Annotated in this window: 27 protein-coding genes; 12 read left to right on the plus strand and 15 right to left on the minus strand. The window is 67.4% G+C overall.

Features of this window, described 5'->3' with window-relative positions; all coding sequences use genetic code 11:
• Positions 1-84: 84 nt before the first annotated feature.
• The 5 genes from pstS to ACXC9Q_RS40240 all read left to right on the plus strand — a co-directional run bounded on the left by pstS (position 85) and on the right by ACXC9Q_RS40240 (position 5,212).
• Positions 85-1,221, plus strand: a complete 1,137-nt coding sequence (gene pstS / locus ACXC9Q_RS40220) for a phosphate ABC transporter substrate-binding protein PstS (protein ID WP_457062140.1) — start codon at positions 85-87, stop codon at positions 1,219-1,221.
• A gap of 413 nt (positions 1,222-1,634) precedes the next feature.
• Entirely contained in the window at positions 1,635-2,702 is a 1,068-nt protein-coding gene (gene pstC, locus ACXC9Q_RS40225) for a phosphate ABC transporter permease subunit PstC (protein ID WP_457062270.1), read from the plus strand.
• Positions 2,699-3,619: a phosphate ABC transporter permease PstA gene (gene pstA / locus ACXC9Q_RS40230; RefSeq protein WP_457062141.1), complete on the plus strand. Its 921-nt coding sequence runs from the start codon at positions 2,699-2,701 to the stop codon at positions 3,617-3,619. The genes pstC and pstA overlap by 4 nt, the downstream gene beginning before the upstream one ends.
• A 22-nt stretch (positions 3,620-3,641) precedes the next feature.
• A complete protein-coding gene (gene pstB, locus ACXC9Q_RS40235) occupies positions 3,642-4,418 on the plus strand; it encodes a phosphate ABC transporter ATP-binding protein PstB (protein WP_457062143.1) in 777 nt (258 codons plus the stop codon).
• Positions 4,419-4,600: 182 nt separating this feature from the next.
• Positions 4,601-5,212, plus strand: coding sequence for a DUF4190 domain-containing protein (locus tag ACXC9Q_RS40240; protein ID WP_457062145.1), 612 nt, complete (start codon positions 4,601-4,603; stop codon positions 5,210-5,212).
• Between the two features lies 1 nt (position 5,213).
• Here ACXC9Q_RS40240 and ACXC9Q_RS40245 read toward each other — a convergent pair whose 3' ends face one another.
• Entirely contained in the window at positions 5,214-5,654 is a 441-nt protein-coding gene (locus ACXC9Q_RS40245) for a DUF2752 domain-containing protein (RefSeq protein WP_405071013.1), read from the minus strand.
• A 103-nt stretch (positions 5,655-5,757) separates the two neighbouring features.
• Between ACXC9Q_RS40245 and ACXC9Q_RS40250 the strand changes: the two genes are divergently transcribed.
• Together ACXC9Q_RS40250 and ACXC9Q_RS40255 are read left to right on the plus strand one after the other, a co-directional pair.
• Positions 5,758-6,528 carry an RDD family protein gene (locus tag ACXC9Q_RS40250; protein WP_457062147.1) on the plus strand — a complete coding sequence of 257 codons (771 nt, stop codon included), beginning with the start codon at positions 5,758-5,760 and terminating at the stop codon, positions 6,526-6,528.
• An 81-nt stretch (positions 6,529-6,609) separates the two neighbouring features.
• The gene (locus ACXC9Q_RS40255) at positions 6,610-7,161 is read left to right on the plus strand and encodes an RDD family protein (RefSeq protein ID WP_457062149.1); all 552 of its coding nucleotides are present in this window, start codon (positions 6,610-6,612) and stop codon (positions 7,159-7,161) included.
• Here ACXC9Q_RS40255 and ACXC9Q_RS40260 read toward each other — a convergent pair.
• The 3 genes from ACXC9Q_RS40260 to thiC all read right to left on the minus strand — a co-directional run bounded on the left by ACXC9Q_RS40260 (position 7,158) and on the right by thiC (position 10,159).
• Entirely contained in the window at positions 7,158-7,712 is a 555-nt protein-coding gene (locus ACXC9Q_RS40260) for a hypothetical protein (RefSeq protein WP_457062150.1), read from the minus strand. The two genes, ACXC9Q_RS40255 and ACXC9Q_RS40260, sit on opposite strands and share 4 nt — an antisense overlap.
• Positions 7,709-8,266 carry a transposase gene (locus tag ACXC9Q_RS40265; protein ID WP_329484013.1) on the minus strand — a complete coding sequence of 186 codons (558 nt, stop codon included), beginning with the start codon at positions 8,264-8,266 and terminating at the stop codon, positions 7,709-7,711. Before ACXC9Q_RS40265 ends, ACXC9Q_RS40260 begins: the two co-directional genes overlap by 4 nt.
• A gap of 276 nt (positions 8,267-8,542) precedes the next feature.
• The gene (gene thiC / locus ACXC9Q_RS40270; protein WP_457062151.1) at positions 8,543-10,159 is read right to left on the minus strand and encodes a phosphomethylpyrimidine synthase ThiC; all 1,617 of its coding nucleotides are present in this window, start codon (positions 10,157-10,159) and stop codon (positions 8,543-8,545) included.
• A 165-nt stretch (positions 10,160-10,324) separates the two neighbouring features.
• Here thiC and ACXC9Q_RS40275 point away from each other — a divergent pair, with 165 nt between their 5' ends.
• Both ACXC9Q_RS40275 and ACXC9Q_RS40280 read left to right on the plus strand, forming a co-directional pair.
• On the plus strand, positions 10,325-11,083 hold the full coding sequence (locus ACXC9Q_RS40275) for a lysophospholipid acyltransferase family protein (protein WP_457062153.1): 759 nt from the start codon (positions 10,325-10,327) through the stop codon (positions 11,081-11,083).
• Positions 11,084-11,290: 207 nt separating this feature from the next.
• Positions 11,291-11,752: a hypothetical protein gene (locus ACXC9Q_RS40280; RefSeq protein WP_457062155.1), complete on the plus strand. Its 462-nt coding sequence runs from the start codon at positions 11,291-11,293 to the stop codon at positions 11,750-11,752.
• Positions 11,753-11,801: 49 nt separating this feature from the next.
• Here ACXC9Q_RS40280 and ACXC9Q_RS40285 read toward each other — a convergent pair whose 3' ends face one another.
• The 9 genes from ACXC9Q_RS40285 to ACXC9Q_RS40325 all read right to left on the minus strand — a co-directional run bounded on the left by ACXC9Q_RS40285 (position 11,802) and on the right by ACXC9Q_RS40325 (position 18,309).
• Positions 11,802-12,035, minus strand: a complete 234-nt coding sequence (locus ACXC9Q_RS40285) for a hypothetical protein (protein ID WP_457062156.1) — start codon at positions 12,033-12,035, stop codon at positions 11,802-11,804.
• A 13-nt stretch (positions 12,036-12,048) separates the two neighbouring features.
• On the minus strand, positions 12,049-13,182 hold the full coding sequence (locus ACXC9Q_RS40290; RefSeq protein WP_457062158.1) for an anion permease: 1,134 nt from the start codon (positions 13,180-13,182) through the stop codon (positions 12,049-12,051).
• Between the two features lie 90 nt (positions 13,183-13,272).
• On the minus strand, positions 13,273-14,271 hold the full coding sequence (locus ACXC9Q_RS40295) for an anion permease (RefSeq protein WP_457062160.1): 999 nt from the start codon (positions 14,269-14,271) through the stop codon (positions 13,273-13,275).
• 2 nt (positions 14,272-14,273) lie between these two features.
• The gene (locus ACXC9Q_RS40300) at positions 14,274-14,906 is read right to left on the minus strand and encodes a DUF47 domain-containing protein (protein WP_457062161.1); all 633 of its coding nucleotides are present in this window, start codon (positions 14,904-14,906) and stop codon (positions 14,274-14,276) included.
• A 139-nt stretch (positions 14,907-15,045) separates the two neighbouring features.
• The gene (locus ACXC9Q_RS40305) at positions 15,046-15,354 is read right to left on the minus strand and encodes a DUF202 domain-containing protein (protein WP_457062162.1); all 309 of its coding nucleotides are present in this window, start codon (positions 15,352-15,354) and stop codon (positions 15,046-15,048) included.
• Positions 15,351-15,686: a YidH family protein gene (locus ACXC9Q_RS40310; protein ID WP_457062163.1), complete on the minus strand. Its 336-nt coding sequence runs from the start codon at positions 15,684-15,686 to the stop codon at positions 15,351-15,353. Before ACXC9Q_RS40310 ends, ACXC9Q_RS40305 begins: the two co-directional genes overlap by 4 nt.
• Positions 15,683-16,918 (minus strand): glycoside hydrolase family 3 N-terminal domain-containing protein, encoded by a 1,236-nt coding sequence (locus ACXC9Q_RS40315; RefSeq protein ID WP_457062164.1) that lies wholly within the window; start codon positions 16,916-16,918, stop codon positions 15,683-15,685. Before ACXC9Q_RS40315 ends, ACXC9Q_RS40310 begins: the two co-directional genes overlap by 4 nt.
• A gap of 1 nt (position 16,919) precedes the next feature.
• Entirely contained in the window at positions 16,920-17,333 is a 414-nt protein-coding gene (locus ACXC9Q_RS40320) for a MarR family winged helix-turn-helix transcriptional regulator (protein ID WP_457062165.1), read from the minus strand.
• Positions 17,221-18,309 (minus strand): DMT family transporter, encoded by a 1,089-nt coding sequence (locus ACXC9Q_RS40325; RefSeq protein ID WP_457062166.1) that lies wholly within the window; start codon positions 18,307-18,309, stop codon positions 17,221-17,223. Before ACXC9Q_RS40325 ends, ACXC9Q_RS40320 begins: the two co-directional genes overlap by 113 nt.
• A 37-nt stretch (positions 18,310-18,346) precedes the next feature.
• On the opposite strand from ACXC9Q_RS40325, the gene ACXC9Q_RS40330 reads away from it, so the two are divergent.
• Positions 18,347-18,967 (plus strand): TetR/AcrR family transcriptional regulator, encoded by a 621-nt coding sequence (locus tag ACXC9Q_RS40330; RefSeq protein ID WP_457062167.1) that lies wholly within the window; start codon positions 18,347-18,349, stop codon positions 18,965-18,967.
• On the opposite strand, the gene ACXC9Q_RS40335 is transcribed toward ACXC9Q_RS40330, so the two are convergent.
• Together ACXC9Q_RS40335 and ACXC9Q_RS40340 are read right to left on the minus strand one after the other, a co-directional pair.
• The gene (locus ACXC9Q_RS40335; protein ID WP_457062168.1) at positions 18,964-19,629 is read right to left on the minus strand and encodes a potassium channel family protein; all 666 of its coding nucleotides are present in this window, start codon (positions 19,627-19,629) and stop codon (positions 18,964-18,966) included. The two genes, ACXC9Q_RS40330 and ACXC9Q_RS40335, sit on opposite strands and share 4 nt — an antisense overlap.
• Positions 19,626-20,222 (minus strand): acyl-CoA thioesterase, encoded by a 597-nt coding sequence (locus ACXC9Q_RS40340; RefSeq protein WP_457062170.1) that lies wholly within the window; start codon positions 20,220-20,222, stop codon positions 19,626-19,628. Before ACXC9Q_RS40340 ends, ACXC9Q_RS40335 begins: the two co-directional genes overlap by 4 nt.
• 127 nt (positions 20,223-20,349) lie before the next feature.
• Between ACXC9Q_RS40340 and ACXC9Q_RS40345 the strand changes: the two genes are divergently transcribed.
• Complete coding sequence (locus ACXC9Q_RS40345) at positions 20,350-21,342, plus strand: hypothetical protein (protein ID WP_457062172.1); 993 nt, start codon at positions 20,350-20,352, stop codon at positions 21,340-21,342.
• Positions 21,343-21,766: 424 nt separating this feature from the next.
• Positions 21,767-22,633: a phosphotransferase family protein gene (locus ACXC9Q_RS40350; RefSeq protein ID WP_457062174.1), complete on the plus strand. Its 867-nt coding sequence runs from the start codon at positions 21,767-21,769 to the stop codon at positions 22,631-22,633.
• Positions 22,634-22,717 lie beyond the last annotated feature (84 nt).

Consider the following 22,717-nt stretch of genomic DNA (forward strand, 5'->3'; position numbering starts at 1 on the left):
CGACGACGGACCGGTCGGTCACTTCCTCTCTTTAGCGTCTGTGGAAGTTCAGAAGTCTGATTCCCGCAGAAGGGCAACACTCTCGTGTCCGTCAATCGCCTGTTCCGCGTCGGCTCCGTCGCGGTGGCATCCCTCGGCGTCCTCGCTCTGAGCGCCTGTGGCAGTGACCCGACGCCGTCCGGCTCCTCCAGCCCCGGAGGTTCGTCCTCCAGTGCCGGAGCCGAGTGCCCGCAAGGCACCCTGAACGGCGAGGGCTCCTCGGCGCAGAAGAACGCCATCGAGGAAGTCATCAGCAACTACAACGCGAAGTGCGCCGACGTCACGGTGAACTACAACCCAACCGGTTCCGGTGCGGGTATCAAGCAGTTCAACGCGGCCCAGGTCGACTTCGCCGGATCGGACTCGGCTCTCAAGACCGCGGGCGCCGACGGTGCCCAGTCTGAGGCGGCGCAGGCCGCGAAGCGCTGCCAGAACAACCCGGCGCTGAACCTGCCGATGGTGATCGGCCCGATCGCGATCTCCTACAACGTCGACGGCGTGGACAAGCTGATCCTGGACGGCCCGACCGCCGCCAAGATCTTCCAGGGCACCATCAAGACCTGGAACGACCCGGCGATCGCCGCGCTGAACCCGGGCGTCACGCTGCCGTCGGCTCCGATCTCGGTGTTCTTCCGCTCCGACGAGTCCGGCACCACCGAGAACTTCACCAAGTACCTGGCTGCCTCCGGCGGTGGCGCCTGGAAGGGCACGCCGGCCAAGAAGTGGACCGGCACCGGCGCCGGCAAGGAGAAGTCCGCGGGTGTCGCCGAGGCCGTGAAGAGCACCAAGAACTCGATCACGTACGTCGAGTGGTCGTACGCGGTCGACAACAAGCTCGGCACCGCGCTGATCGACAACGGCTCGGGCACCCCGATCGAGCTGTCCGCCGACTCCGCCGGCAAGGCGCTTGCCGCGGCCAAGCCGGCCAGCCAGGGCGGCCAGGACCAGGCCCTGAAGCTCGACTACGCGACCAAGGCTCCGGGTGCGTACCCGATCATCCTGGTCACCTACGAGATCGCCTGCAGCAAGGGTCTGCCGGCCGAGAAGACCGCGCTGGTGAAGTCCTTCCTGACCTACTTCGCCAGCAAGGACGGCCAGGCCGCGCTGACCGATCTGAACTACGCGCCGCTCCCGGAGGACATCCGGACCAAGGTCGACGCGGCCATCCAGTCGATCAGCTGAGTCAGCCGATCAGCTGACGACGAAGCAGCAGTGATGCGAGCCCCGGCCGGTCCGAGTCATCGGAGGACGGCCGGGGCTTCGCCTCGTCGGACCCGGAGCAGTTCGGACGAACTGGGCCAGACCGCAACGGACGAGACCGTGGCGGACCTCGACCCGGCCGGCGCAGACCGTGCAGCAGACCTGACCACCCGACCCAGGCGCTTGGAGCACCATCGATGAGTAGTCCAGACGGCACGGAACCGCCCGACCGGCCCGACGGCACCGCCGCCGACCAGGCGGCCGCCGACACCCCGGAGCAGGCGGCCGGCACGGACGAACCCAGGATCGAGGATCTCGTCCACGAGCCCGCGACGCCGACCCCGCGGTTCGAGGGCCTGGCCGACGAGCACGCCGAGCACGAAGCCGCCGAGACCATGACCCAATCCGGAGTCGAGTCGGCGGCCGGGACTGCGGCGGCCGACGCCGGCGCGACGGGAGCGAAGCTCGACCTCGGCCCGGTCGGTCACCTCGGCGACCGGCTGTTCGGCGGACTGGCCCGCGGGTCCGGCGGCCTGGTGGTCGCGATCGTCGCGTTCGTCGGTATCTTCCTGCTGGCGCTGGCGATTCCGGCGCTGGCGAAGAACAACAGCAGCTTCCTGTTCTCCCGGATCTGGGAGCCGGGTGGCGACGACCCCCGGTTCGGTATCGCCGCGCTCTTCTACACCACCGTGATCAGCTCGATCATCGCGATGCTGATCGCCGTCCCGATCGCGATCGGGGTCGCTCTGTTCGTCACCTACTACGCGCCGAAACGGCTGGCCCAGCCGGTCGCGTACGCGGTCGATTTGCTGGCCGCCGTTCCGTCGATCATCTACGGCCTGTGGGGCATCCTGTTCTTCGCCCCGCTCCTGCGCCCGGTGATCAACGGCCTGTCCGACGCGCTCGGCTGGATTCCGTTGTTCGAGAAGCCGGAGGGCGACGACGTCGGCGTGGTGTTCACCGCGTCGGTGGTGCTGGCGATCATGATCCTGCCGGTCGTCACCGCGATCAGCCGAGAGATCTTCCAGCAGACCCCGATCGAGCATCGCGAGGGCGCCCTCGCCCTCGGTTCGACCAAGTGGGAGATGATCCGGATGGCCGTCCTGCCGTACGGGCGTTCCGGTGTCGTCAGCGCGTCGATGCTCGGCCTCGGCCGCGCGCTCGGTGAGACCATCGCGGTCCTGATCATCTTGTCGGTGCCGAACGGCAACGACCCGTGGAACTCGTCGATCTTCGCCGGTGGCGAGACGTTCGCGTCGAAGATCGCCAACAACGCCGCCGAGTTCGACTCGCCGGAGAAGACCGGTGCCTACATCGCGGCCGGTCTGGTCCTGTTCGTGGTCACGTTCCTGGTCAACTCCGCGGCCCGGATCATCGTCGACCGCAGCGGACCCGGTGGCCGCCGCCCCCGGCGCAAGCGCGCCACGAACGCACCCGCCGCAGCCGAAGGAGCCAAGTCATGACCGCGATCGCTGAGAACAAGCCGGCGTTCGACGGCCAGGCTCTGGACCTGTCCGGGAAGTCGGGCGCTCGGGCCTTCAAGAACACGCTGGCCACGGTGCTCATCGGACTGGCCTTCATCCTCGCGATGATCCCGCTGGTCTGGATCCTCGTCACCACCATCAGCAAGGGCTACCACCTCCTGCTGAGTGCGGACTGGTGGACCCAGTCGCAGCGCGGTATCACGGTCCGGCGCGAGGGCGGCGGCGCGTACCATGCGATTATGGGCACGCTGATCATGGCCCTGATCACCGCCCTCATCGCGGTCCCGATCGCGGTCATGGGCGCGATCTTCCTGGTCGAGTACGGCAAGGGGACCAAGGCCGCCCGCGTGGTCAGCTTCATGATCGACATCCTCACCGGTGTCCCGTCGATCGTCGCCGCGCTGTTCATCTACGCGGTCTGGATCACGGTGTTCGGCTTCAACCGGGTCGGGTTTGCGGTGTCGCTCGCGCTGGTGCTGCTGATGCTCCCCGTCGTACTTCGCTCGACGGAGGAGATGCTGAAGCTCGTCCCCGACGAGTTACGCGAGGCGTCGTACGCACTCGGCGTCCCGAAGTGGAAGACGATCATGAAGGTGGTCGTGCCGACCGCGTTCGGCGGCATCGTCACCGGCGTGATGCTCGGCCTGGCCCGCGTGATGGGTGAGACCGCGCCGCTGCTGATCCTGGTCGGCTACTCCAAGAACATCAATCTGAACCCGTTCAACGGGTTCATGGGCGCGCTGCCGACGATGATCAACCAGGACCGGACCGAGCTGGCGCTGCAGCCGGCGGCGGACCGGGTCTGGGCGGCCGCGCTGACGCTGATCCTGCTTGTCCTTGTCCTCAACGTGCTGGCCCGGGTCATCGCCCGGTTCAGCGCGGTCAAGTCGAAATAGTCACGAGAGGTACTGAGTCGATATGGCTAAGCGCATCGAGGTCAGCGGCCTCAACGTCTACTACGGCGACTTCAAGGCTGTGGAGGACGTGTCGATGACGATCGAGCCCCGCTCGGTCACGGCGTTCATCGGTCCGTCCGGCTGCGGCAAGTCCACCTTCCTGCGCACTCTGAACCGGATGCACGAGGTGATCCCCGGCGCCCGGGTCGAGGGGAAGGTGCTGCTGGACCAGCAGGACCTCTACGGCACCGGCATCGACCCGGTCGCCGTCCGCCGGGTCGTCGGCATGGTGTTCCAGCGGCCGAACCCGTTCCCGACCATGTCGATCTTCGACAACGTCGCGTCCGGCCTGAAGCTGAACGGTGTCAAGGAGCGCAAGAAGCTCACCGAGGTGGTCGAGCAGTCCCTGCACGGCGCCAACCTCTGGAACGAGGTCAAGGACCGGCTGGACAAGCCCGGCGCCGGGCTGTCCGGTGGGCAGCAGCAGCGGCTGTGCATCGCCCGGGCGATCGCGGTCGAGCCCGAGGTGATCCTGATGGACGAGCCGTGCTCGGCCCTGGACCCGATCTCGACGCTCGCGATCGAGGACCTGATCGAGAAGCTGAAGGACAAGTTCACCGTCGTCATCGTCACCCACAACATGCAGCAGGCGGCCCGGGTGTCGGACCAAACCGGATTCTTCAACCTGGCCGCGACCGGTAAGCCGGGCCGGCTGATCGAGATGGGTTCGACCAAGATGATCTTCTCGAACCCGAACGAGAAGGCGACCGAGGACTACATCACCGGCCGCTTCGGCTGATCCGCCGTACGACGGAAGCCCTCGGGCGGACCGTTGGGCCTGGTACCTCTCCGGCCGCCGCGACAGCACGTCGCGGCGGCCGGACCTGTTCGAGGCGTTCGGGATCCGGAGAGGGTGCGTGACCGAGAACCTCTGGAAAAGATAGCCTTCGGAGATCCTCGACGTTCTCAGAAGGGACCGCGGTGAGCACTCCGACGCCTCCGGGCGACGACCAGAACGACCCGAACCGGCCGCAGGACACCCCCGAGACCCCGGGGCAGCAACCGCCGAGCCAGTACGGCCAGCCGAACCCGTATAACCAGCCGAACCCGTACAACCAGCCCGGCCAGGAGCAGCCTGACCAGTACGGTCAGCCGGGCCAGTACGGGCAGCAGCCCGGCTACGGGCAACAGCAGCAGCCTGGTCAGTACGGTCAGGGCGGCTACCCGGGACAGCCGGGTCAGTACGGGCAGCAGCCGGACTACGGTCAGCAGCAGCCTGGTCCCTACGGCCAGTATGGTCAGCAGCCCGGGTCGTACGGTCAGCAGCCTGGCGCCTACGGGCAGTACGGCCAGCCCGGCGGCTACGGATACGGCGCCGCCCCGCAGAGCAGCACTCCGCAGGTGCTCGCCATCATCGGCATCGTCTGCTGGTTCTGTTGTGGCATTGTTTCGATCGCATTAGGCCTGCTTGCCCAGAGCAAGTTCCGGGAGCAGGGCAGGTCGGACACGCTGGCCAAGGTTGCCTGGATCGGTGGCATCGTTTCGCTGGGCTTGCAGATCGTCGGCGGGTTCGTGAACTACTACAGCAGCTGATTCAGTTCAGGTTGCGGGCGACGCCGTACACGACCAGTAGCGCGATCACGCCCTTGATCAGCCAGTCGGCCACCCGCGGGCTCATCGTCAGCCGCGGCAGCCGGACCAGCCGGAGCGATTCGAGCGACCAGGCAAGCAACTGGTAGCCGACGGCAACACCAACGAGCGGGCCGAGGACAAGCACCACCGGGTTGAAGTGCCAGGCGGCGTCCAGATCGCCGCGCAGCAGAGCCGCCGCCATCCTGGTCGACCCACAGAGCGGGCAGTTCAGCCCCGTGGTCGCGTGCAGAATGCACGGAATACCGATCTGCCCGCCGGACAGCTGGTAGACGGCCGCCAGCCCGAACCCGCCCACTCCCACCGCGGTCAGGCCCCACACGCGCCGGTCCAGTGGCTGGACCGGACCGGTCGGCCGGAGTACGACGCTCAGCGAAAGGCTCACCGGACAACGGTAACTCTGATCTCGTGGGATCCGTTGCCCGGTCTGAGCCGTCCGACGACTAACCTGCAAGTCCCCTCAACAGCAATCAGGAGAAAGGACCGTCGTGAGCAATCCGACGCCGCCGCCGGGTTACGGCCCTCAAGACTCACAGCAGCCGGGTCAGTACGGCCAGCCTGGCCAGTACGGACAGCCCGCGCAGCAGCCGGGCCAGTACGGGCAGCAGCCCGGCTATGGCGGCCAGCCGCAGCCGGCCAACACGCAGCAGCCGGGTTACGGGCAGCCGCAGCCGGGGCAGTACGGACAACAGCCTGGCGGCTATCCGCAGCAGCCCGGTCAGCCTGGTCAGTACGGTCAACCTGGTCAGTACGGTCAGCCTGGTCAGTACGGTCAGCAGCCGGGCTATGGGCAGCCGTATGGCCAGCCCGGCTACCCGCAGGCCTACGGACAGCAGGGTGGTTTCGGTGGGATCCCGGGCAACCTGGCGGCCTGGCCGAACCGGGTCGGCGCTTGGCTCGTCGACGGCCTGATCATCGGTATCCCGTACGGGATCGCGAGCGCGCTGTCCAACGCCCACAACTCGGCCGTGACCATCGTGGCCCTGGTCTTCTACCTGGCCAGCATCGGTCTGGCGATCTGGGACATCGTGATCCGTCAGGGCAACACCGGACAGACCGTGGGCAAGCAGGTCCTCGGTCTGAAGCTGGTCGGCGCCGACACCGGCCAGCCGATCGGCGCGGGCAAGACGTTCCTGCGCCAGATCACCCACTTCCTGGACAGCCTCGCCTGCTACATCGGCTACCTGTGGCCGCTGTGGGACGAGAAGCGGCAGACGTTCGCGGACAAGATCAACAACACCTACGTCATCAAGCTCTGACGTCGGATCGCGATCTCCCGGACGCCGTGGCCCCTCGAGGCTGCGGCGTTCGGCGTCTCGGCCGCAGAAAGGATCCCGCAGGTGACCACCCCTCCGTACAACCCGCAGTACCCGCCGGGACAACCGGGCCAGTACCACCAGCAGGGCTACAACCCTTACGGACCAGGCAGTCACGGGCCGGCGGGCTACGGGTACGGCTACGCGCCGCCCGGGCAGCCGGCCGGATGGCCGATCCGTGTCGGCGCCTCGATCCTCGACTCGCTGATCGTTTCGATCCCGGCGATCGTCGGCGCGATCCTGTCCCTGGTCATCGACGGCGACAAGGAACAGCTCGGCCCCGGCGGCGGGATCGCCATCGGCGCCGGCTTCCTTCTCGCGTTCCTGGTGTGGGTCTGGAACCGCGTCATCCAGCAGGGGCGCACCGGTCAGTCCTTCGGGAAGAAGCTGACCGGCTTGAGGGTCGTGCACTCGCAGACCGGTCAGCTGATCGGCGTCGGTCCGAATCTCGGCCGCGAGATCCTCGCCCAGATCTTCAACCAGCTCTGCATTCTGAACGTGCTCTGGCCGCTCTGGGACGACAAGCAGCAGACCTGGCACGACAAAGTGGTCAACGACATCGTGATCCGCACTTAGTGGGACAACAGGAAGCCGGCGCAGGTCACTGCCCACAGGACGCTGGTGAACGTGCCGATGATGAAGCGCTCGGCGACCGCCTGTGGGGTGACCGAGGCCGGCTGGTCCGGGCTACGCAGTTCGGGGTAGCGGGCCAGTCCCTTGATCGCCAGCACGACCGCAATGCCCTCCGGCCAGCCTGCCACCAGCGACGCGAAGATGGCGGCCCGCTCGAGCGAGCCGATCAGCGCGCCACCACGCAGTACCTCGCCGGCCTTCTGTGTGGACTGGGCTCGGGTGTTCCCCCGGTCCACCAGAGACAACACTGACGTCGTCAGCGGCCCACCACCGGTCACCGCGAGTCCCCCGGCCAGCAGGAGCAGCACGTCCCACCAGCGCTCGCGCCAGCCCTCCACACCGTTGCCTGCCAGCAGTAGGAGACCGACCGCGACCAAACAGGCCAGCATGACCCCGCTGATCACGATCTCGAGGGTCGAGCCGGCCTTGGGCACCCACGCCAGTACGGCGAGGATCAGGGCGGTGCCGGTCAACGACAAGACGAGTGCCGTCACGCAGCGACCCCAGCGTCGAGCAACTCGGCCGCCAGCACCCGTCCGCGCTGCTCCTCGGCGAATCCGGCGGCCTGCGCCCGCTGCGTCACCGCCGACTGGCTGATCCCCAGCTTCACGCCGATCTCCCGCCTCGTGAGTCCTTCAGCCAGCAGGTCGGCCACTGCCCAGCCACGGTCGCTCCGGCGCCGCAGTACGGACGCCATCAGCCACAGCACGGTCTCCACCTGCTCCGCCCGGTGTGGATCCGGACCGACCACGTTGACGTGGTGAGGGCTCGACTTGGCCCGGTTGACCGCCTCCCGCGCGTACACGAACGCGTCGCCGCTGCCCGCCCTGGTGCTGCGCGGCAAGGGCTGGGTGACCTCGCCGACACCGAGTCCGACGTACCAGGTGTCGGTGCGGAGCAGTTCGACGATCACGTCGATGGTGGCGCGGGCCTCCGAGAGGATGCCCTGCACTTCGTCGCCGGCGGTCCGCTCGAACTTCCGGAGCAACCCGGTCCGTCGCGGCCGGCGGTTCAGGGAGTTCAGTAGCTCGGGTACGAGATCGCTCATGCTTCGGCTGCCGCGCTGATCTACCGTGAGAACGAAGACCATTGCCCTGCACCTCCTTCCGAACGCATTAAGGCTACAGTCTTATTCACGTAGAGTGAAGGAAGAAACCTGAATCGGTTCACCCGATCACTCCCAGTGATCGGCCTGTCGATCCACCGATTCCCCCAATTCTCCGCTCAATCCGGCGACCTCGGCATCTCGACTCGCCCCCGCACTTCACCCGCAGTCAACACGCTTCCGGCCCGGAGTACGGCGTACTCCGGGCCGGATCGCGGCTCAGTCGGCGCGCGGCAGATAGAGCTTCTGGTCGTTCGCCTTGAACGTGCCGGACATCTCGGCCAGGCCGGCCTCGATGGCCTCGGCGGAGGTCAGGCCGTGCTCTTCGGCGTACGCGCGGATGTCGGCGGTGATCCGCATCGAGCAGAACTTCGGCCCGCACATCGAGCAGAAGTGGGCGGTCTTGGCCGGCTCGGCGGGCAGGGTCTCGTCGTGGAACGAGCGGGCCGTGTCGGGATCCAGCGAGAGGTTGAACTGATCTTCCCAGCGGAACTCGAACCTTGCCTTGGACAACGTGTCGTCCCAGGCCTGCGCACCCGGATGCCCCTTGGCCAGATCGGCCGCATGAGCGGCGATCTTGTAGGTGATCACGCCGGTCTTGACGTCGTCGCGATCCGGCAACCCGAGATGTTCCTTCGGCGTGACGTAGCAGAGCATCGCCGTACCCAGCCAGCCGATCTGAGCCGCACCGATCGCGGACGTGATGTGGTCGTAGGCCGGCGCCACATCAGTTGCCAACGGCCCCAATGTGTAGAACGGCGCCTCGCCGCAGAGCTCCTCCTCGAGCCGCACGTTCTCGGCGATCTTGTGCATCGGCACGTGGCCCGGGCCCTCGATCATCACCTGGACGTCGTGCTCCCAGGCGATCCGGGTCAGCTCCCCGAGCGTCCGCAGTTCGGCGAACTGCGCCGCGTCGTTGGCGTCCGCGATACACCCCGGCCGCAACCCGTCGCCCAGTGAGAACGTCACGTCATAGGTGCGCAGGATCTCGCACAGCTCCGCGAAATGCGTGTACAGGAAGGACTCCTGGTGATGCGCCAGGCACCACGCGGCCATGATCGAGCCACCCCGGGACACGATGCCCGTGATCCGTCCGGCGGTCAGCGGCACATACCGCAGCAGTACGCCGGCATGCACCGTCATGTAGTCCACACCCTGCTCGCATTGCTCGATCACCGTGTCGCGGTACACCTCCCACGACAGCGCGGCCGGATCGCCCTTCACCTTCTCGAGTGCCTGATACAGCGGGACCGTCCCGATCGGCACGGGTGAGTTCCGCAGGATCCACTCCCGCGTCTCGTGGATGTTCTTGCCGGTGGACAGATCCATCACCGTGTCCGCGCCCCACCGGGTCGCCCAGACGAGCTTCTCGACCTCTTGCTCGACCGAGCTGCTGACGGCCGAGTTGCCGATGTTCGCGTTCACCTTCACCAGGAACTTCTTCCCGATGATCATCGGCTCGCTCTCCGCGTGCCGCCGGTTCGCCGGGATCACGGCCCGGCCGCGGGCCACCTCGGACCGGACGAACTCCGGATCGAGGCCCTCCCGGACGGCGACGTACCTCATCTCCTCGGTGATCGTGCCGGCCCGCGCGTGCCCGAGCTGGGTCAGCGGTGCGCGCCCGGCGATCCAGTCCCGCCGGAGTGCCGGCAGTCCGGCCTGTACGTCGATCCGCGCCGACGCGTCGGTGTATGGACCCGACGTGTCGTAGAGGTCGAAGTGCTCGCCATTGGTGAGGTGGACGCGGCGGCCCGGGACTCCCAGCTCACCGCGGTAGATCCTTCTCCGACCCCGAGATCGGGCCGGTGGTGACAGTCGGTCGAATCGTGCTGACATTCACCTTGCTGCTCCCTACGCCGGAATTACCCGGACAGGTTCGGCGGTCGGCGGCGCCGGTTCACCCAGCCGCCCTCTCAGCCCACTACGGTGCGAGCTCCCGCGATCTCCAATTGTCACCGTCACCTTAACCCGCCGTCTTGACCGGGCGGGTAGCGTCGGGGGATGCGTGACCTCGTGTACCCACCGGTGATCGGCTTCGCGAAGACGGCGTTCAAGGTGCTGGACCTGAAGTTCCAGCTGACCGGGACGGAGAACGTGCCGCGGACCGGTGGCGCGGTGATCGCGCTCAACCACATCAGCTACGTCGACTTCGTGCTCGGCGGCTTCGGCGCGGTGCCGAGCAAGCGGCTGGTCCGGTTCATGGCCAAGGAGGTCCTGTTCCGCAACCGGTACTCCGGGCCGCTGATGCGCGGGATGCACCACATCCCGGTGGATCGCGCGGCCGGGATGGCGTCGTACCGCGAAGCGCTCCGGTATCTCGGCCAGGGTGAGATCGTCGGCGTGTTCCCGGAGGCCACGATCAGCCGGTCGTTCGAGCTCAAGGAGTTCAAGTCCGGCACGGTCCGGATGGCCGCCGCGGCCGGCGTACCGATCATTCCGATGATCCTGTGGGGCACGCAGCGGATGCTGACCAAGGACCATCCGCGCGACTTCTCCCGGCACCGCACGATCGCGATCACCGTCGGCGCACCGATGACCGTGACCCGGGGCGACGACGCGGCCGACGCGACCGCGCGCCTGCACTCGACCATGGCCGGGATGCTCGACCAGACCATCCGCGCGTACCCCGAGCAACCGGCCGGTGCCTGGTGGTTGCCGGCGTCGTACGGCGGTGCCGCGCCGACTCCGGCCGAGGCCGAGCGGCTGGATCAGGAGGAGCTCGCCCGCCGGGCCGCGCGGCGGACCAAGGAGGACCGGTAACGCGGACAAGACCTTGACCCTCGGGCGGGAACGAGGGTACGAAGACTTGTCGTAGTTGACGGAACAGGAACCTGGGGGGTCCCTGTGCGGCGGGCCGGGCCAGTGGTACGCGCGGCCGCGGTACTCAGGCGGGCGGGGAAGGTTTTGTTCGAATCACCGGAAGAGCTTCATCTGTTCGAACCGGGGCAGATGACTCCAGCGCCGCACGTGGCTGAGCACATCCCGGACGCCGGGACGTTCTTCGTCGACTGGGCGACCCGGGGCCTGTCCGCGGACCGCGCCCGGGAGATCGAATCCGCGGTGAACGGACGCCGTTGCCAGAACGGCTGGTTCCCGCTGGAAAGCCTGGACAGCATCGGCAGCCGGGGCTTCTGGCGCGGTCCGCTGACCTATCTGGCCCGGATGACGTCCGACGACGCGGCGATCATGCAACGCTGGGCCACTGAAGGCCTCAGAGGCGAGAACAAGAGCCGGATCGAGGCGACCGTAGACCACCTGCTCCACCAGCAAGGCCACGCGGCCGCCGCCACCTGGGCCGTTGCGGTGCGCCCGAGGATCTATCTGGACGCGAGCATCCTCGGCGGCAAGCTGGCCGCCGCATGGGAGTACAACCTCGGCTCCATCCGCTCCAAGGACGTAGCCAAGTCGGTACGGCGCTGGAACCGCTGACGACCCGTACGACAGACAGCCCTCGAGCGGATCGTACGTCGTACCCGCGTCAGTGGAACTGCGGAATGATCAGATACAGCCCGTAGAACACCGCTGCCAGGCAGGCCACGAAGCAGAGCGCGGCCACCGAGGTGTCCACGATCGACGGCGGCTTCTTCTCCTCGATCGCCACCGCCCGCCGCGACATCGCGGTCACGCCGAACGCGAACACGATCGCCAGCCCAACCCCGAAGAGCAGGCTGACCAGGGCCACCTGGCCGAGTGCATTCCAGTGGATGTGCATCGCCGTACTCCTCTCAGCTCACCGCGGCCGTGGTGGCCGGGGCGGAGGCCGGGTCGTCGTTGACGTTCTCCGGCGTCACCGGCCGGCGCCGGGAGGCGGCGTAGATGCCGGCGCTGGCCACGACCGCGAGAACCGCGACGATGACGACGCCGAAGGTGCCGGAGCTGGCCAGCTGGCCGGCCAGCGCGCCGACGACCGCGGCGGCCGGGAGCGTGAACAGCCAGGCCATCGCCATCCGCCGGGCAACCGTCCAGTGCACCTCCGCGAGCCGCTTGCCGAGGCCGGTGCCGAGGATGCTGCCGGAGCAGACCTGGGTGGTGGACAGCGGGAAGCCCAGGTGGGACGAGGCCAGTAGCACCGCGGTCGAGCTGCTCTCGGCGGTGAACCCCTGCGGCGACTCGATCTCGGTCAGGCCCTTGCCCATCGTCCGGATGATCCGCCAGCCACCGAAATAGGTGCCCAGGGCGATCGCCAAGCCGGCCGAGAAGATCACCCAGGTCGGCGGGGGCGAGCCCTCCGCGAGGCTGCCAGACGTGATCAGCACCAGCGTGATGACGCCCATCGTCTTCTGCGCGTCACCGGTGCCATGGGCGAGCGAGAGCATCGACGCGGACGCGATCTGCCCCTTGTTGTACCCGGCCTCGACCGACTTCTTCCGGGCCCGCCGGGTGATCAGGTAGGCGAGGAAGGTGCCCACCAGCGCGACCGCGCCGGCCACGATCGGCGCGGCGATCGCGGGGAGGATGATCTTCTGCACCACTGTGCCGAAGTTGATCGCGCCGCTGCCGGCCGCGATCCAGGTGGCGCCGATCAAGCCGCCGAACAGGGCGTGCGACGAGGAGCTCGGCAGGCCGAAGTACCAGGTCACCAGGTTCCACAGGATCGCGCCGACCAGGCCGCCGAAGATGATCGGCACGGTCATCTTCGAGTCGTCGACGAGGCCGCTGGAGATCGTCGTGGCCACCGCGGTGGAGATGAACGCGCCGACCAGATTGAGCACCGCGGACACGGTGACCGCGACCTTGGGTCTGAGCGCGCCGGTGGCGATGGACGTCGCCATCGCGTTGGCGGTGTCGTGGAAACCGTTGGTGAAGTCGAACACCAACGCGGTGATGATCACCACGACGACAAGGAAGGACAGGTCCATCGCGATCACTTCCCCCCTGGGCCGGCGATGTACAGCGTGGGTCGACGGTAGGGCCGGTGAGTGAATTCGAAGTGAACAGATCGAAGGAACTCACTCCGCGATCAGATGGGCCACCCCGTAAAAGAGCGCCGCGATGATGCCGGCCGCCGGAATGGTCAGCACCCACGCGATGACGATGCTCCTCGCGACTCCCCAGCGAACCGCCGACAGCCGCTTGGTTGCACCGGCGCCGATCACCGCCGACGTGATCGTCTGTGTCGTGGAGACCGGCGCGTGCAGACCGATCGCCATCACGTACAGCGCGGTCGCGGCGACCGCCTCGGCGGCGAAGCCGCGGGCCGGATCGAGATGGATGATCCGGCGACCCAGGGTGCGCATGATCCGCCAGCCGCCGGAGTAGGTGCCGAGCGAGATCGCCGTCGCGGCGGAGAGCTTGACCCACAGTGGGATGCCGTCGTCCGCGTCGACATAACCGGAGGTGAGCAGCGCGAGGAAGATGACGCCCATCGTCTTCTGCGCGTCCTGCAGGCCGTGCCCGAGCGCCACCGCCGCCGCCGACAGCGATTGCGACATCCGGAATCCGCGGGTGGTCTTGGCGGGGTTGCTGCGCCGGAACGTCCACAGGATCGCGATCATCAGCGCGAACGCGCCGAAGAAGCCGATCGCGGGTGACAGCACCATCGGGATGACGACCTTGTCGAGGATGCCCGACCACAGCACGACGCTCGACGAGGCGACCCCGGCGCCGATCAGTCCGCCGATCAGCGCGTGCGACGAGGAGCTGGGCAGGCCGAAGTACCAGGTGATCAGATTCCAGGTGATCGCGCCGAGCAGGGCCGCGATCACGACCACCAGGCCCTTCTCGCCACTCGGGGCGCTGATGATGCCCTTGCCGACTGTCTCGGCCACCTCGGTGCCGAGGAATGCGCCGACGAAGTTCATCACTGCCGCCATCGCCAGCGCCACCCGCGGTGTGAGCGCGCGGGTGGAGACCGAGGTCGCGATCGCGTTGGAGGCGTCGTGGAAGCCGTTGGTGTAGTCGAATCCGAGGGCGATGACGACGAGGGCGACGATGAGCGCGAGCTCCACGCTCAGCTCTCCTTGACGGCGATCTGCTCGACCGTGTGGGCGACGTGCTCGAACGCGTCGATCGCGGCCTCCAGCAGGTCCACCACGGTCTTGAACTTCATCACGGTCAGGGCTTCGTACTCGCCGCTGAAAAGCTTGGCGATGATCCGGCGGTGCACCGCGTCACCGGTGTTCTCCAGCCGGTTGATCTCGATCCAGTACTCGGCCAGGTCCTTCATCGTCCGCAGCCGGGGCATCGTCTCGGCGGTCAGCTGCGCCATCCGCTGGAGCACCTCGATCTGCTCGGCGATCTCCTCCGGCAACTTCTCCAGATTGAACAGGTGGACGGCGTCGACCGCCTCCTCCATGAAATCCATCACATCGTCGAGAACGGAGGCCAGCCGGTAGATGTCCTCGCGGTCGAACGGGGTGACGAAGGTGGAGTTGACCCGGCGGATGATCGAGTGGGTGGTCTCGTCGGCCGCGTGCTCGGCGTCCTTCATCTCGGCGGCGATCTGGTGACTCGAGGAGAGGCCGGTTCCCGCCGTACTGCCGAGCAGCTCGGCCAGGATCCGGGCTCCGTCCACGAGGTGATTGGCGGACTCGGTGAAAAGGTCGTAGAACGTCGGGTCGTTCGGACGCAGACGTAACGGCACTTCAAGCTCCGGATGAACGAGGGACAAACCGTGAACATGCTAGGGGGAACGTGCGGTTGACGCGGCATCCGCCCGATCAACGTATCGCGTCGGAATGAACTCGCCAGGGGTGATACGGACGGTGGGTGATGGATCGGTTTCAGCGGGTGATCACGGCGTACAGGTCGAAGAGGCCGACGACCAGGACCAGACCGGCGGCGACGCGGACCACTCGGTCGTGGCCGAGGGCATGCACCGCGGACCCGCCGGTACGGCGATACACCGCGCTGACCGCAGCCCAGCAGGACAGCGCGAGCACGAGTACGACGATGCCGAGGCCGGTGCGGACGTCGGAGGAACCGTGGCCGGAGGCAATCAGGAGGATGCCGTTCGCGATCAGGCCCAGCGCGGTCCGGCGCCAGGCGAGCAGGGTGCGCTCGGGCTGGAGACCGGGATCGGGTGCGCTCATCGCCACAGTGAGAAGAGCAGGGCGATCAGGCCGACCGTCGCGATTGTTGCCCCGAGCATCAACGGCAGCCGGGTGACCGGGAGGCTGGCACCGGTGCGCATCGCGGTCAGGTTCAGCTGCCAGCGACGGAAGGCGCCCGCGGTGGTGACGATTCCGGCAGCGACCAGAACCACACCGATGATCCGGGCCGGCCAGCGATCCGGACCGAGGTCGAGGAACTGCACCGCCGACAGACCGCCCGCGTAGCAGGCCAGCGAGGTCCGCAAGTAGGCCAGATAGGTCCGCTCGTTCGCCAGGGTGAAGCGGTAGTCGGGCTCCTGCTCGTCCGTCATCCGCAGCTCACCAAACCGTGGTCCTGCTTCAGCGTCAGCACACGCCTCACGCTACTGGTCAGCTTCGCGGCGAATGCCTTGTCCTGCTGGGCCTTGACGACCAGTGCGTTCACCATGGTGGCGGTCAGCCCTGCTTTGGCATTGATGACGACGTCGCCGCCCGCCGCGACGAACCGGGTCGCCCGCTGGCCCACCGGCACCGACGCGACCTCGGCGGCGGCCCCGACGTCGTCGGTGATCACGACGCCGTTCCAGCCCAGATCGCCGCGCACCATGCCTTGGATGACGGTCGGTGAGAACACAGCGCGGTTCTTGGGATCGATCTTGGTGTAGGTGACGGTCGAGATCATCACCATGGCGGCGCCGGCCTTGGTCCCGTCGGCGTACGGCTGCAGGTCGGCATCACCGCGAACCGTGACGTTGTCGACCACACCGGACGAGAAGTCGGTGTTGCCGCGCACTCGGCCGAGTCCTGGGAAGTGCTTGACCGTCGTCATCACATCGGCCTTCTGCATTCCCCTGACGAACGCCTGCACCGGCGGCCCGACTTCCTCCGGTGTGTTGCCGTACTCGCGGTCGAGACTGCCGATGGGCGCGTTCTGGGACTTCAGCGACGTGGGTACGACGTCGGCCACCGGCGCGAGGTCGACGTTCACCCCCGCCTGCTTGAGTTGGCCGCCCCACTGCTGGGCACGCGCGGTGAGCTTGTCGGTGGACCAGCTGCCTTGCACGGTCGCGGCCGGGATCCGGTCGAAGCCGGGGCCCTTCAGGCGCTGGATCTGGCCGCCCTCCTGGTCAGCGGCGATCAGCGGGCGGACGCCCTTCACCGTGGCGGCCGTGTTCGCTGCGGCCATCGCCGTACGCGTGTGGGACAGGCTTCCGCTGTTTCCGAGCAGGAAGACGCTGCCGGGCTTCTCCTTCTGCACGATGGGACGTTGTGCAGAAGTCATGCCGCTGGCGCTGATGCCGGTCATGATCAGCTGGGCCGCTCGCTCCCGGAGGGTGAGAGTCTGGAGCTTCTGATCGATGCAGCTCGGCGTTGACGTCGGGGTTGGTGTCGGCGTCGGTGTCTCGGCCGGAGTGCTGGGCTGCTCGGTGGTGGGCTGGGTCGTCGGCAGCGGCACCGACGATGACGGCACTGTGCTCGGGCCTGCGGTCGGCGGGGACTGATTGTCGCTGCAGCCGGCGACGACGAGTGCCGTCATCGCGACCAAGGCGACCGGACGCCTCATCTCAGCGACGCCCCCAGACGGCGCGGTCGACGGTGTCGCCGGAGTGCCGGGCCAGCGTGGCGCAGACGTCGTACAGATGCTCGACCTGCTCCTCGGTCAGCGCGTCGAAGATCGACTTGCGCACCTCCTCGACGTGTCCGGGCGCAGTCTCCACGAGCTTCTGCCGGCCGAGGTCGGTGAGGATCGCCACCTGGCCGCGACGGTCGGACTCGATGCCCTCCCGCCTGACCCATCCGTTCTGCTCCAGCCGATTCACCGCGTGCGACAACCGGCTGCGGGAGCCGAGAGTGGCGACGGCGAGCTCACTCATCCGCAGGCGGCCGTCCGGCGCTTCGGACAGCCGGACCAGGATTTCGTAGTACGTGTGCGGGATTCCGGCATCGCGCTGCAACTGCTGCTCGATCCGGCTGTTCACGACTCGCTGTGCCGCGATGAACGCGCGCCAGGCCTGTGCTTCCGTCTGGTCCAGCCACCGGGGTTCCGCCATCCCCGCAGCGTACTGGTTGCCGGACCCTGATCAGGAGTACGGCGATCGCACATCCGAGCATGCCGATCACGGCCAGCAGGCCGATTGTCTCGCCGAACATCAGATAGGCGAAGACCATCGTCGTCGGGGGAACGAGGTACAGCAGTGAGCTGACGCGAGTCGCGCCGGAAAGCTTGAGGTTGACCAGGTATAGACCCCAACCGCCACCTGTTGCCAGGAGCACCAGCCAGACGACGGCGCCATAGAAGCCTGGCTGAGTTGGAACGGTCAGCTGATGGGTCGAAGCAGCCAGTGCGGTGAACAGGATCGCGGACACGAGGCTCTGCACGCAGAGCGCGTCGAGAGAGTTCGTAGTCGGCCTTCGCTGCCGGTCCAGACAGGTGCCGATCACCAGGCCGAGCAGACCGCCGAGAGGGACCAGGAACAACAGCAACGAGCCATGGCCTGCGTTGAGGTCATCGGCGACGACCAGTCCGACCCCGGCGAGGCCCAGGATCAATCCGATCCACTGACGCCGGCTGACGCGTTCCCCGAGCAGCGGGCCGGCCACGGTGGCGATCAGGAGCGGTTGCAGCGAGCCGATGAGTGCGGTGACGCCCGCGGTGATGCCGTGGTCGATGCCGGTGAAGATCAGGCTCAGGTAGACGAACTGGGTCAGGACCGCCATCCATACCTGGGTCACGAGGTCTCTGCGGGAGATCGCCGGTCGTCTGATCAGCAGGACCACTGCGGCAAGCGCACCGGCCAGGAGGAAGCGCCAGGCGAGCAGGTCGAACGCATTCGTGTACTGCGTGCCCCACCGGGCGCCGATGAATCCGCAGCTCCAGAACACGACGAACCCGGCTCCCGCTCCGGCGGCGGCGAGGCGGTGGCGCGGCGTACGTCGTACCTGGAGAATGGTCATGGAGGACAGTAACCACACCGGTCGGTATACTGTCAGTATGCTCGATCAGCAGATGAGACTGTTGGTGGATCGGCAGCTGCCTGAGGCCACCACCCTGACACCGGCCGGTGAGCGCATCCTGACGGCTGCGTCGACGCTGTTCTACGAGCAGGGGATCCGGACGGTCGGTGTGGACACGATCGCGTCGGTGGCCGACGTGACGAAGAAGACGCTGTACGACCGGTTCGGCTCGAAGGATCGGCTGATCGCGGCGTACCTGGAGCGGCGGAACCTTGTCTGGCACGCGTTCCTCGACGAACAGTTGGCAACCCGCGCGCCGAGCACTCCGGAAGAGGTGATCCTCGCGCTGTTCGATGCGCTGACGGATTGGCTCGCGGGGTCGCGGAACGGGTGCGGCTTCATCAATGCGAGCGTGGAGCTGGCAGCGCCGGACCACCCGGCGATGCCGGTGATCGTCGGGCAGAAGCAGTGGATGCGGTCCGAGTTCGAGGCGCAGGCCAGACTGGCGGGGATGGCCGATCCGGGTGAGCTCGCCGACCGGTTGCTTCTGCTGCACGAGGGTGCCCTCGTCAGCTATCGCGTGGCCGCGATGGAGCGCGCACCCCAGGTGGCCGCTCGGGCGGCGGCCGATCTGCTGGCCGGGTGGCCGCGGGTCTAGGTGTTGCTGCTGCGTCTCGCGATGGTGAGTCCGACCAGGCGTGACACGACCATGGCGACGTACCCGAGACCTGCCAACTGCTCGAGCATGACCACTGATCGGGCCCATGAGGTGATCGGGATGATGTCGCTCAGGCCGGTGCTGGAGAGCGTGGTGAAGCTGAGGAACAGCAGCTCCATCCAGGTGCGATCGTCGCCTGGGTCAACGGCCGCGGTGAAGCTGCCGGGCACCAGCACCTGGACGAAGACGTACAGGTAGGCGAAACCCCAAGCCACCAAGGTGAAAGTCGCGCCGGTGGCGTAGAGCTCGTCGGCGCTGACGTCGTGGTCGGAGAGCATGTAGCGGAGGAGACTGTACGCCGCGTAGAAGTAGAAGGCGGCGTGCAGCGCACCGGAGATCGCGATCACGGGCTCGGTCGGGTTGAACGCGTCGACCAAGGAGAGCGCTACTGCCGGCAGGCCGAGGCAGATGCTGACCCAGGTGAGGCCTGGGGTGGCGCGGACGGAGAAGACGGCGAGCGCGAGTACGACGATCCCTAGGATCTCGAACGCGACGCGGCCGCCTCGCGAGCCTTCCATCGCCGGGTAGACGAGTACGCCGAGCAACTGCACGACCAGGAGGATGGCCGACGGGTGCCGACGGGCGCTGCCGAACAGGCTCACCGGGTGTTCTCCTGAAGGGCTGCTTCCTCGGTTCCCGCATGCTCGGCTTGCTCACGCGCGGCCTCTTCGCGGGCAGCCTCTTCGCGGGCGGTCTCGTCGCGGGAGGCGATGATGGCGGCGCGGCGGGCCAGGCGGTGGCTTCGGCGGATCTCGGCCTCGCGCATCCGCCGGCGTTCCTCATCCGTCTGCGGGACGACCTGCGGCACCTCCCGCGGCTGGCCGTCCGCATCGACTGCGACGAACACCAGGTACGCCGACGCCACATGGACCTGAGGCCCGACGGAATCCCACCGATCAGCGGTGATCCGTACGCCGACCTCCATCGAACTTCGCCCGGTCCAGTTCACCTGCCCGCTGAAGTGCACGACGTCGCCGACCCGCACCGGTACCAGGAACACCATCTCGTCCATCGACGCCGTGACCGCCGGCCCACCGGAGTGCCGCGCGGCGACCACTCCCGCGACCGAGTCGACCAGCGTCATGATCACGCCACCGTGCACGGTGCCGAGCAGGTTGGTCTCGTTCTGCGCGGTGATGTGCGACAACGACAGCCGTGTCTCGGAGGTCGGCCGCGACGACGGACTGCTGGACATGCTGACTCCTTCGGACTCACCTGGTGGGATCTGCGCAGACTATCCCGGCGAGTTGTCCACAGGTTCGAAATCGCAGGCTGCGGCGGGTGCCGATCCTCGTACTTTCTCTGGCGAGGAGGTGGCCCCGATGACCATCGACAGCGTCACCGAATATGCCCACAGCAACCACTCCGACTGGGCCGACCCAGTCCTGACCCCCCTGACCCGCAGTCAGGCCGCGCGCTTGGTGCACCTCGGCCTGACCGTCGCGACCCGGCTCGGGCTCGACGTCGCCTACGAGGGCGGCGCGGCTCTCGTCCCGGTCGAGGCGTCTGCCGAAGGCCCGGTCCTCGGCCTGAGCAACCTCGCACGGACCCTGTCGCGCTACGAGGAGCAACGCTGGCCGGCTCTGGTCGAGGAGCACTTCGTCCAACTCCTCGACTGCCTCCGCAACGGCCCGCCGCCTCCACCCAAAGACCCAGAGCGAGAGTTACTCCAACGCCTCGTCCCTCGCGAAGCGCTCCCCATCCACTGGAGCGAGGACCGCTCCGACTTCATACCCGGCCTGATATCCGTCCCCGCCACCATCAACGACGGCACGGTCACCATGTACCTCGAACCGCCCGACCTCGGCCTCACCTGGCCCGAAGCCGAACGCTTCGGCCTGGCCAACCTCCGCCGCCTCACCGACCACGTCGAGTACCTAGACCACGACGACATCCGCATCGCCTTCGTCACCGGCACCCCCTTCGCCGCCTCCCGAGCCCTGGTTCTGGACACCGTCCTCCGCGATTCCCTCCACCTGGACCACCACCCGCCCCACGGCCTCCTCGCCGCTGTCCCTGCCCGAGACCTCCTCCTACTCCACGTCATCAAAGACCTCTCCGTCATCCCCGCCCTAGGCCTCCTCATCAACCTCGCCGCCCGCTCCCACACCCACGACCCCGGCCCCCTGTCCCCCGAAGTCCACCTGGTAACCCCCACCATCCCGACCCCGGAAGCCAGCCCCAGCCATCCGCCCTTCACCTGGCACCCAGCCACCACCACGTCCCCCGACAGCACCCCCCTCCGGCTCTCCCCCCACCTCGAATCCCTAACCAAACTCCTAGCCACCTACGAACCCCCACCACCCCGGCACTAACCGGCTCTCCCGAGCCCACCACCTCCGAAGGCTTTCGACACGTACTCACGCAACCCAGCAGACCCGCGGTTTGCCGAAAGGTGCCCTTGGCAACCATGCGACACATGAGCTGGGCCTAGTAAGGAACACGAAGGGCCCGAGTCGCACGGCGGAAGCAGGTGGGGATCGAGTCGTCGGAACAGATCAGGAGGAACTGTTGGGCACGGTCGAACCGGACGCGTGTCGGGACGGGCAAAGCCGACGTACGCCCGGACCGGACATAGCTGGGCCTGACCCGCGCAGCCCGGTATCCGCGGCACTTCGCCCAGGCGGTGGCGCAACACCACCATCCCTGACCCGGCCGCCGCGCACTCTCGGCTACCGCGGCACCGCCGCCGAAAATACGAGGGACAGAACAAGATCACGAATGTAGTCTCACCAAGTCATGGAGATGTCCGAGGTCACGCGTGCGGTCGCGGCTGCGACTTCGATCGCCGCATCGCTCGACCTGCCAGTCAACGACGCAATCGTTCTTCACAACTCGAACAAGCTGGCGCTGCGGCTGACGCCGTACGGCGTCTTTGCCCGGGTCGCCCTTGTCGGGCAAGAGGTTGCACAGCTCGAAGTCGAGCTCGCTCAACGGCTCGCCGAGGTCGACTGCCCGGTGAGCGCCTTGGAGCCTCGGGTGGACCCGCTTGTGTACACGCGCGATGGCTTCGCGGTGACGCTGTGGACCTACTACGAGCCCGTGACACCTACCGTCTCACCAGTCGACTACGCCAAGGCGCTGGAGCGGCTGCACGCCGGCATGCGCAAGGTCGACGTGGCGAGCCCGCGGTTCACGGATCGAATCGCGGAGGCGGAAGAAATCGTTGCCAACCCGGATCTCTCGCCGGAGCTCGCCGACGCAGACCGCGTGTTCCTCAGCAGCAGACTAGGAAGCCTGCGACGGGCGATCGACGACCGCGGCGCCGCGGAGCAGCTGCTCCACGGCGAGCCCCATCCAGGCAATCTGCTCAGCACGAAGAACGGCCCGTTGTTCATCGACTTCGAGACGTCCTGCCGTGGACCCGTCGAGTTCGATCTCGCCCATGTTCCCGAGGCGGTCTGCGAGCACTACCCGGGCGTTGACCAAGGACTGCTGGACGACTGCCGGCAGCTCGTTCTCGCGATGGTCGCAGCGTGGCGTTGGGATGTTGGCGATCAGTTTCCGAACGGGAGACGATTCGGAGCGGAATTCCTGCGTGCGCTGCGCGAGGGTCCTCCTTGGCCGACACTCGACACGATGTCCAGGCGACTGGATGGTCTGTAGAAATCGCCGAAGGTCACCTGAAAGCAGCACTCTGGGCTACCGCGGCCCCGCCGAATACCAGGAACAGAACAAGATCGCGAATGT

The organism is Kribbella sp. CWNU-51 (assembly GCF_054073265.1).

Excerpts from the sequence above, each read along its gene's own strand:
- pstC (WP_457062270.1), top strand. The coding sequence starts at position 1,635 with ATGACCCAATCCGGAGTCGAGTCGGCGGCCGGGACTGCGGCGGCCGAC.
- pstA (WP_457062141.1), top strand. The coding sequence starts at position 2,699 with ATGACCGCGATCGCTGAGAACAAGCCGGCGTTCGACGGCCAGGCTCTG.
- pstB (WP_457062143.1), top strand. The coding sequence starts at position 3,642 with ATGGCTAAGCGCATCGAGGTCAGCGGCCTCAACGTCTACTACGGCGAC.
- ACXC9Q_RS40265 (WP_329484013.1), bottom strand. The coding sequence starts at position 8,266 with ATGAGCGATCTCGTACCCGAGCTACTGAACTCCCTGAACCGCCGGCCG.
- thiC (WP_457062151.1), bottom strand. The coding sequence starts at position 10,159 with ATGTCAGCACGATTCGACCGACTGTCACCACCGGCCCGATCTCGGGGT.
- ACXC9Q_RS40275 (WP_457062153.1), top strand. The coding sequence starts at position 10,325 with ATGCGTGACCTCGTGTACCCACCGGTGATCGGCTTCGCGAAGACGGCG.
- ACXC9Q_RS40285 (WP_457062156.1), bottom strand. The coding sequence starts at position 12,035 with ATGCACATCCACTGGAATGCACTCGGCCAGGTGGCCCTGGTCAGCCTG.
- ACXC9Q_RS40290 (WP_457062158.1), bottom strand. The coding sequence starts at position 13,182 with ATGGACCTGTCCTTCCTTGTCGTCGTGGTGATCATCACCGCGTTGGTG.
- ACXC9Q_RS40305 (WP_457062162.1), bottom strand. The coding sequence starts at position 15,354 with ATGAGCGCACCCGATCCCGGTCTCCAGCCCGAGCGCACCCTGCTCGCC.
- ACXC9Q_RS40310 (WP_457062163.1), bottom strand. The coding sequence starts at position 15,686 with ATGACGGACGAGCAGGAGCCCGACTACCGCTTCACCCTGGCGAACGAG.
- ACXC9Q_RS40315 (WP_457062164.1), bottom strand. The coding sequence starts at position 16,918 with ATGAGGCGTCCGGTCGCCTTGGTCGCGATGACGGCACTCGTCGTCGCC.
- ACXC9Q_RS40325 (WP_457062166.1), bottom strand. The coding sequence starts at position 18,309 with ATGACCATTCTCCAGGTACGACGTACGCCGCGCCACCGCCTCGCCGCC.
- ACXC9Q_RS40330 (WP_457062167.1), top strand. The coding sequence starts at position 18,347 with ATGCTCGATCAGCAGATGAGACTGTTGGTGGATCGGCAGCTGCCTGAG.
- ACXC9Q_RS40340 (WP_457062170.1), bottom strand. The coding sequence starts at position 20,222 with ATGTCCAGCAGTCCGTCGTCGCGGCCGACCTCCGAGACACGGCTGTCG.
- ACXC9Q_RS40345 (WP_457062172.1), top strand. The coding sequence starts at position 20,350 with ATGACCATCGACAGCGTCACCGAATATGCCCACAGCAACCACTCCGAC.
- ACXC9Q_RS40350 (WP_457062174.1), top strand. The coding sequence starts at position 21,767 with ATGGAGATGTCCGAGGTCACGCGTGCGGTCGCGGCTGCGACTTCGATC.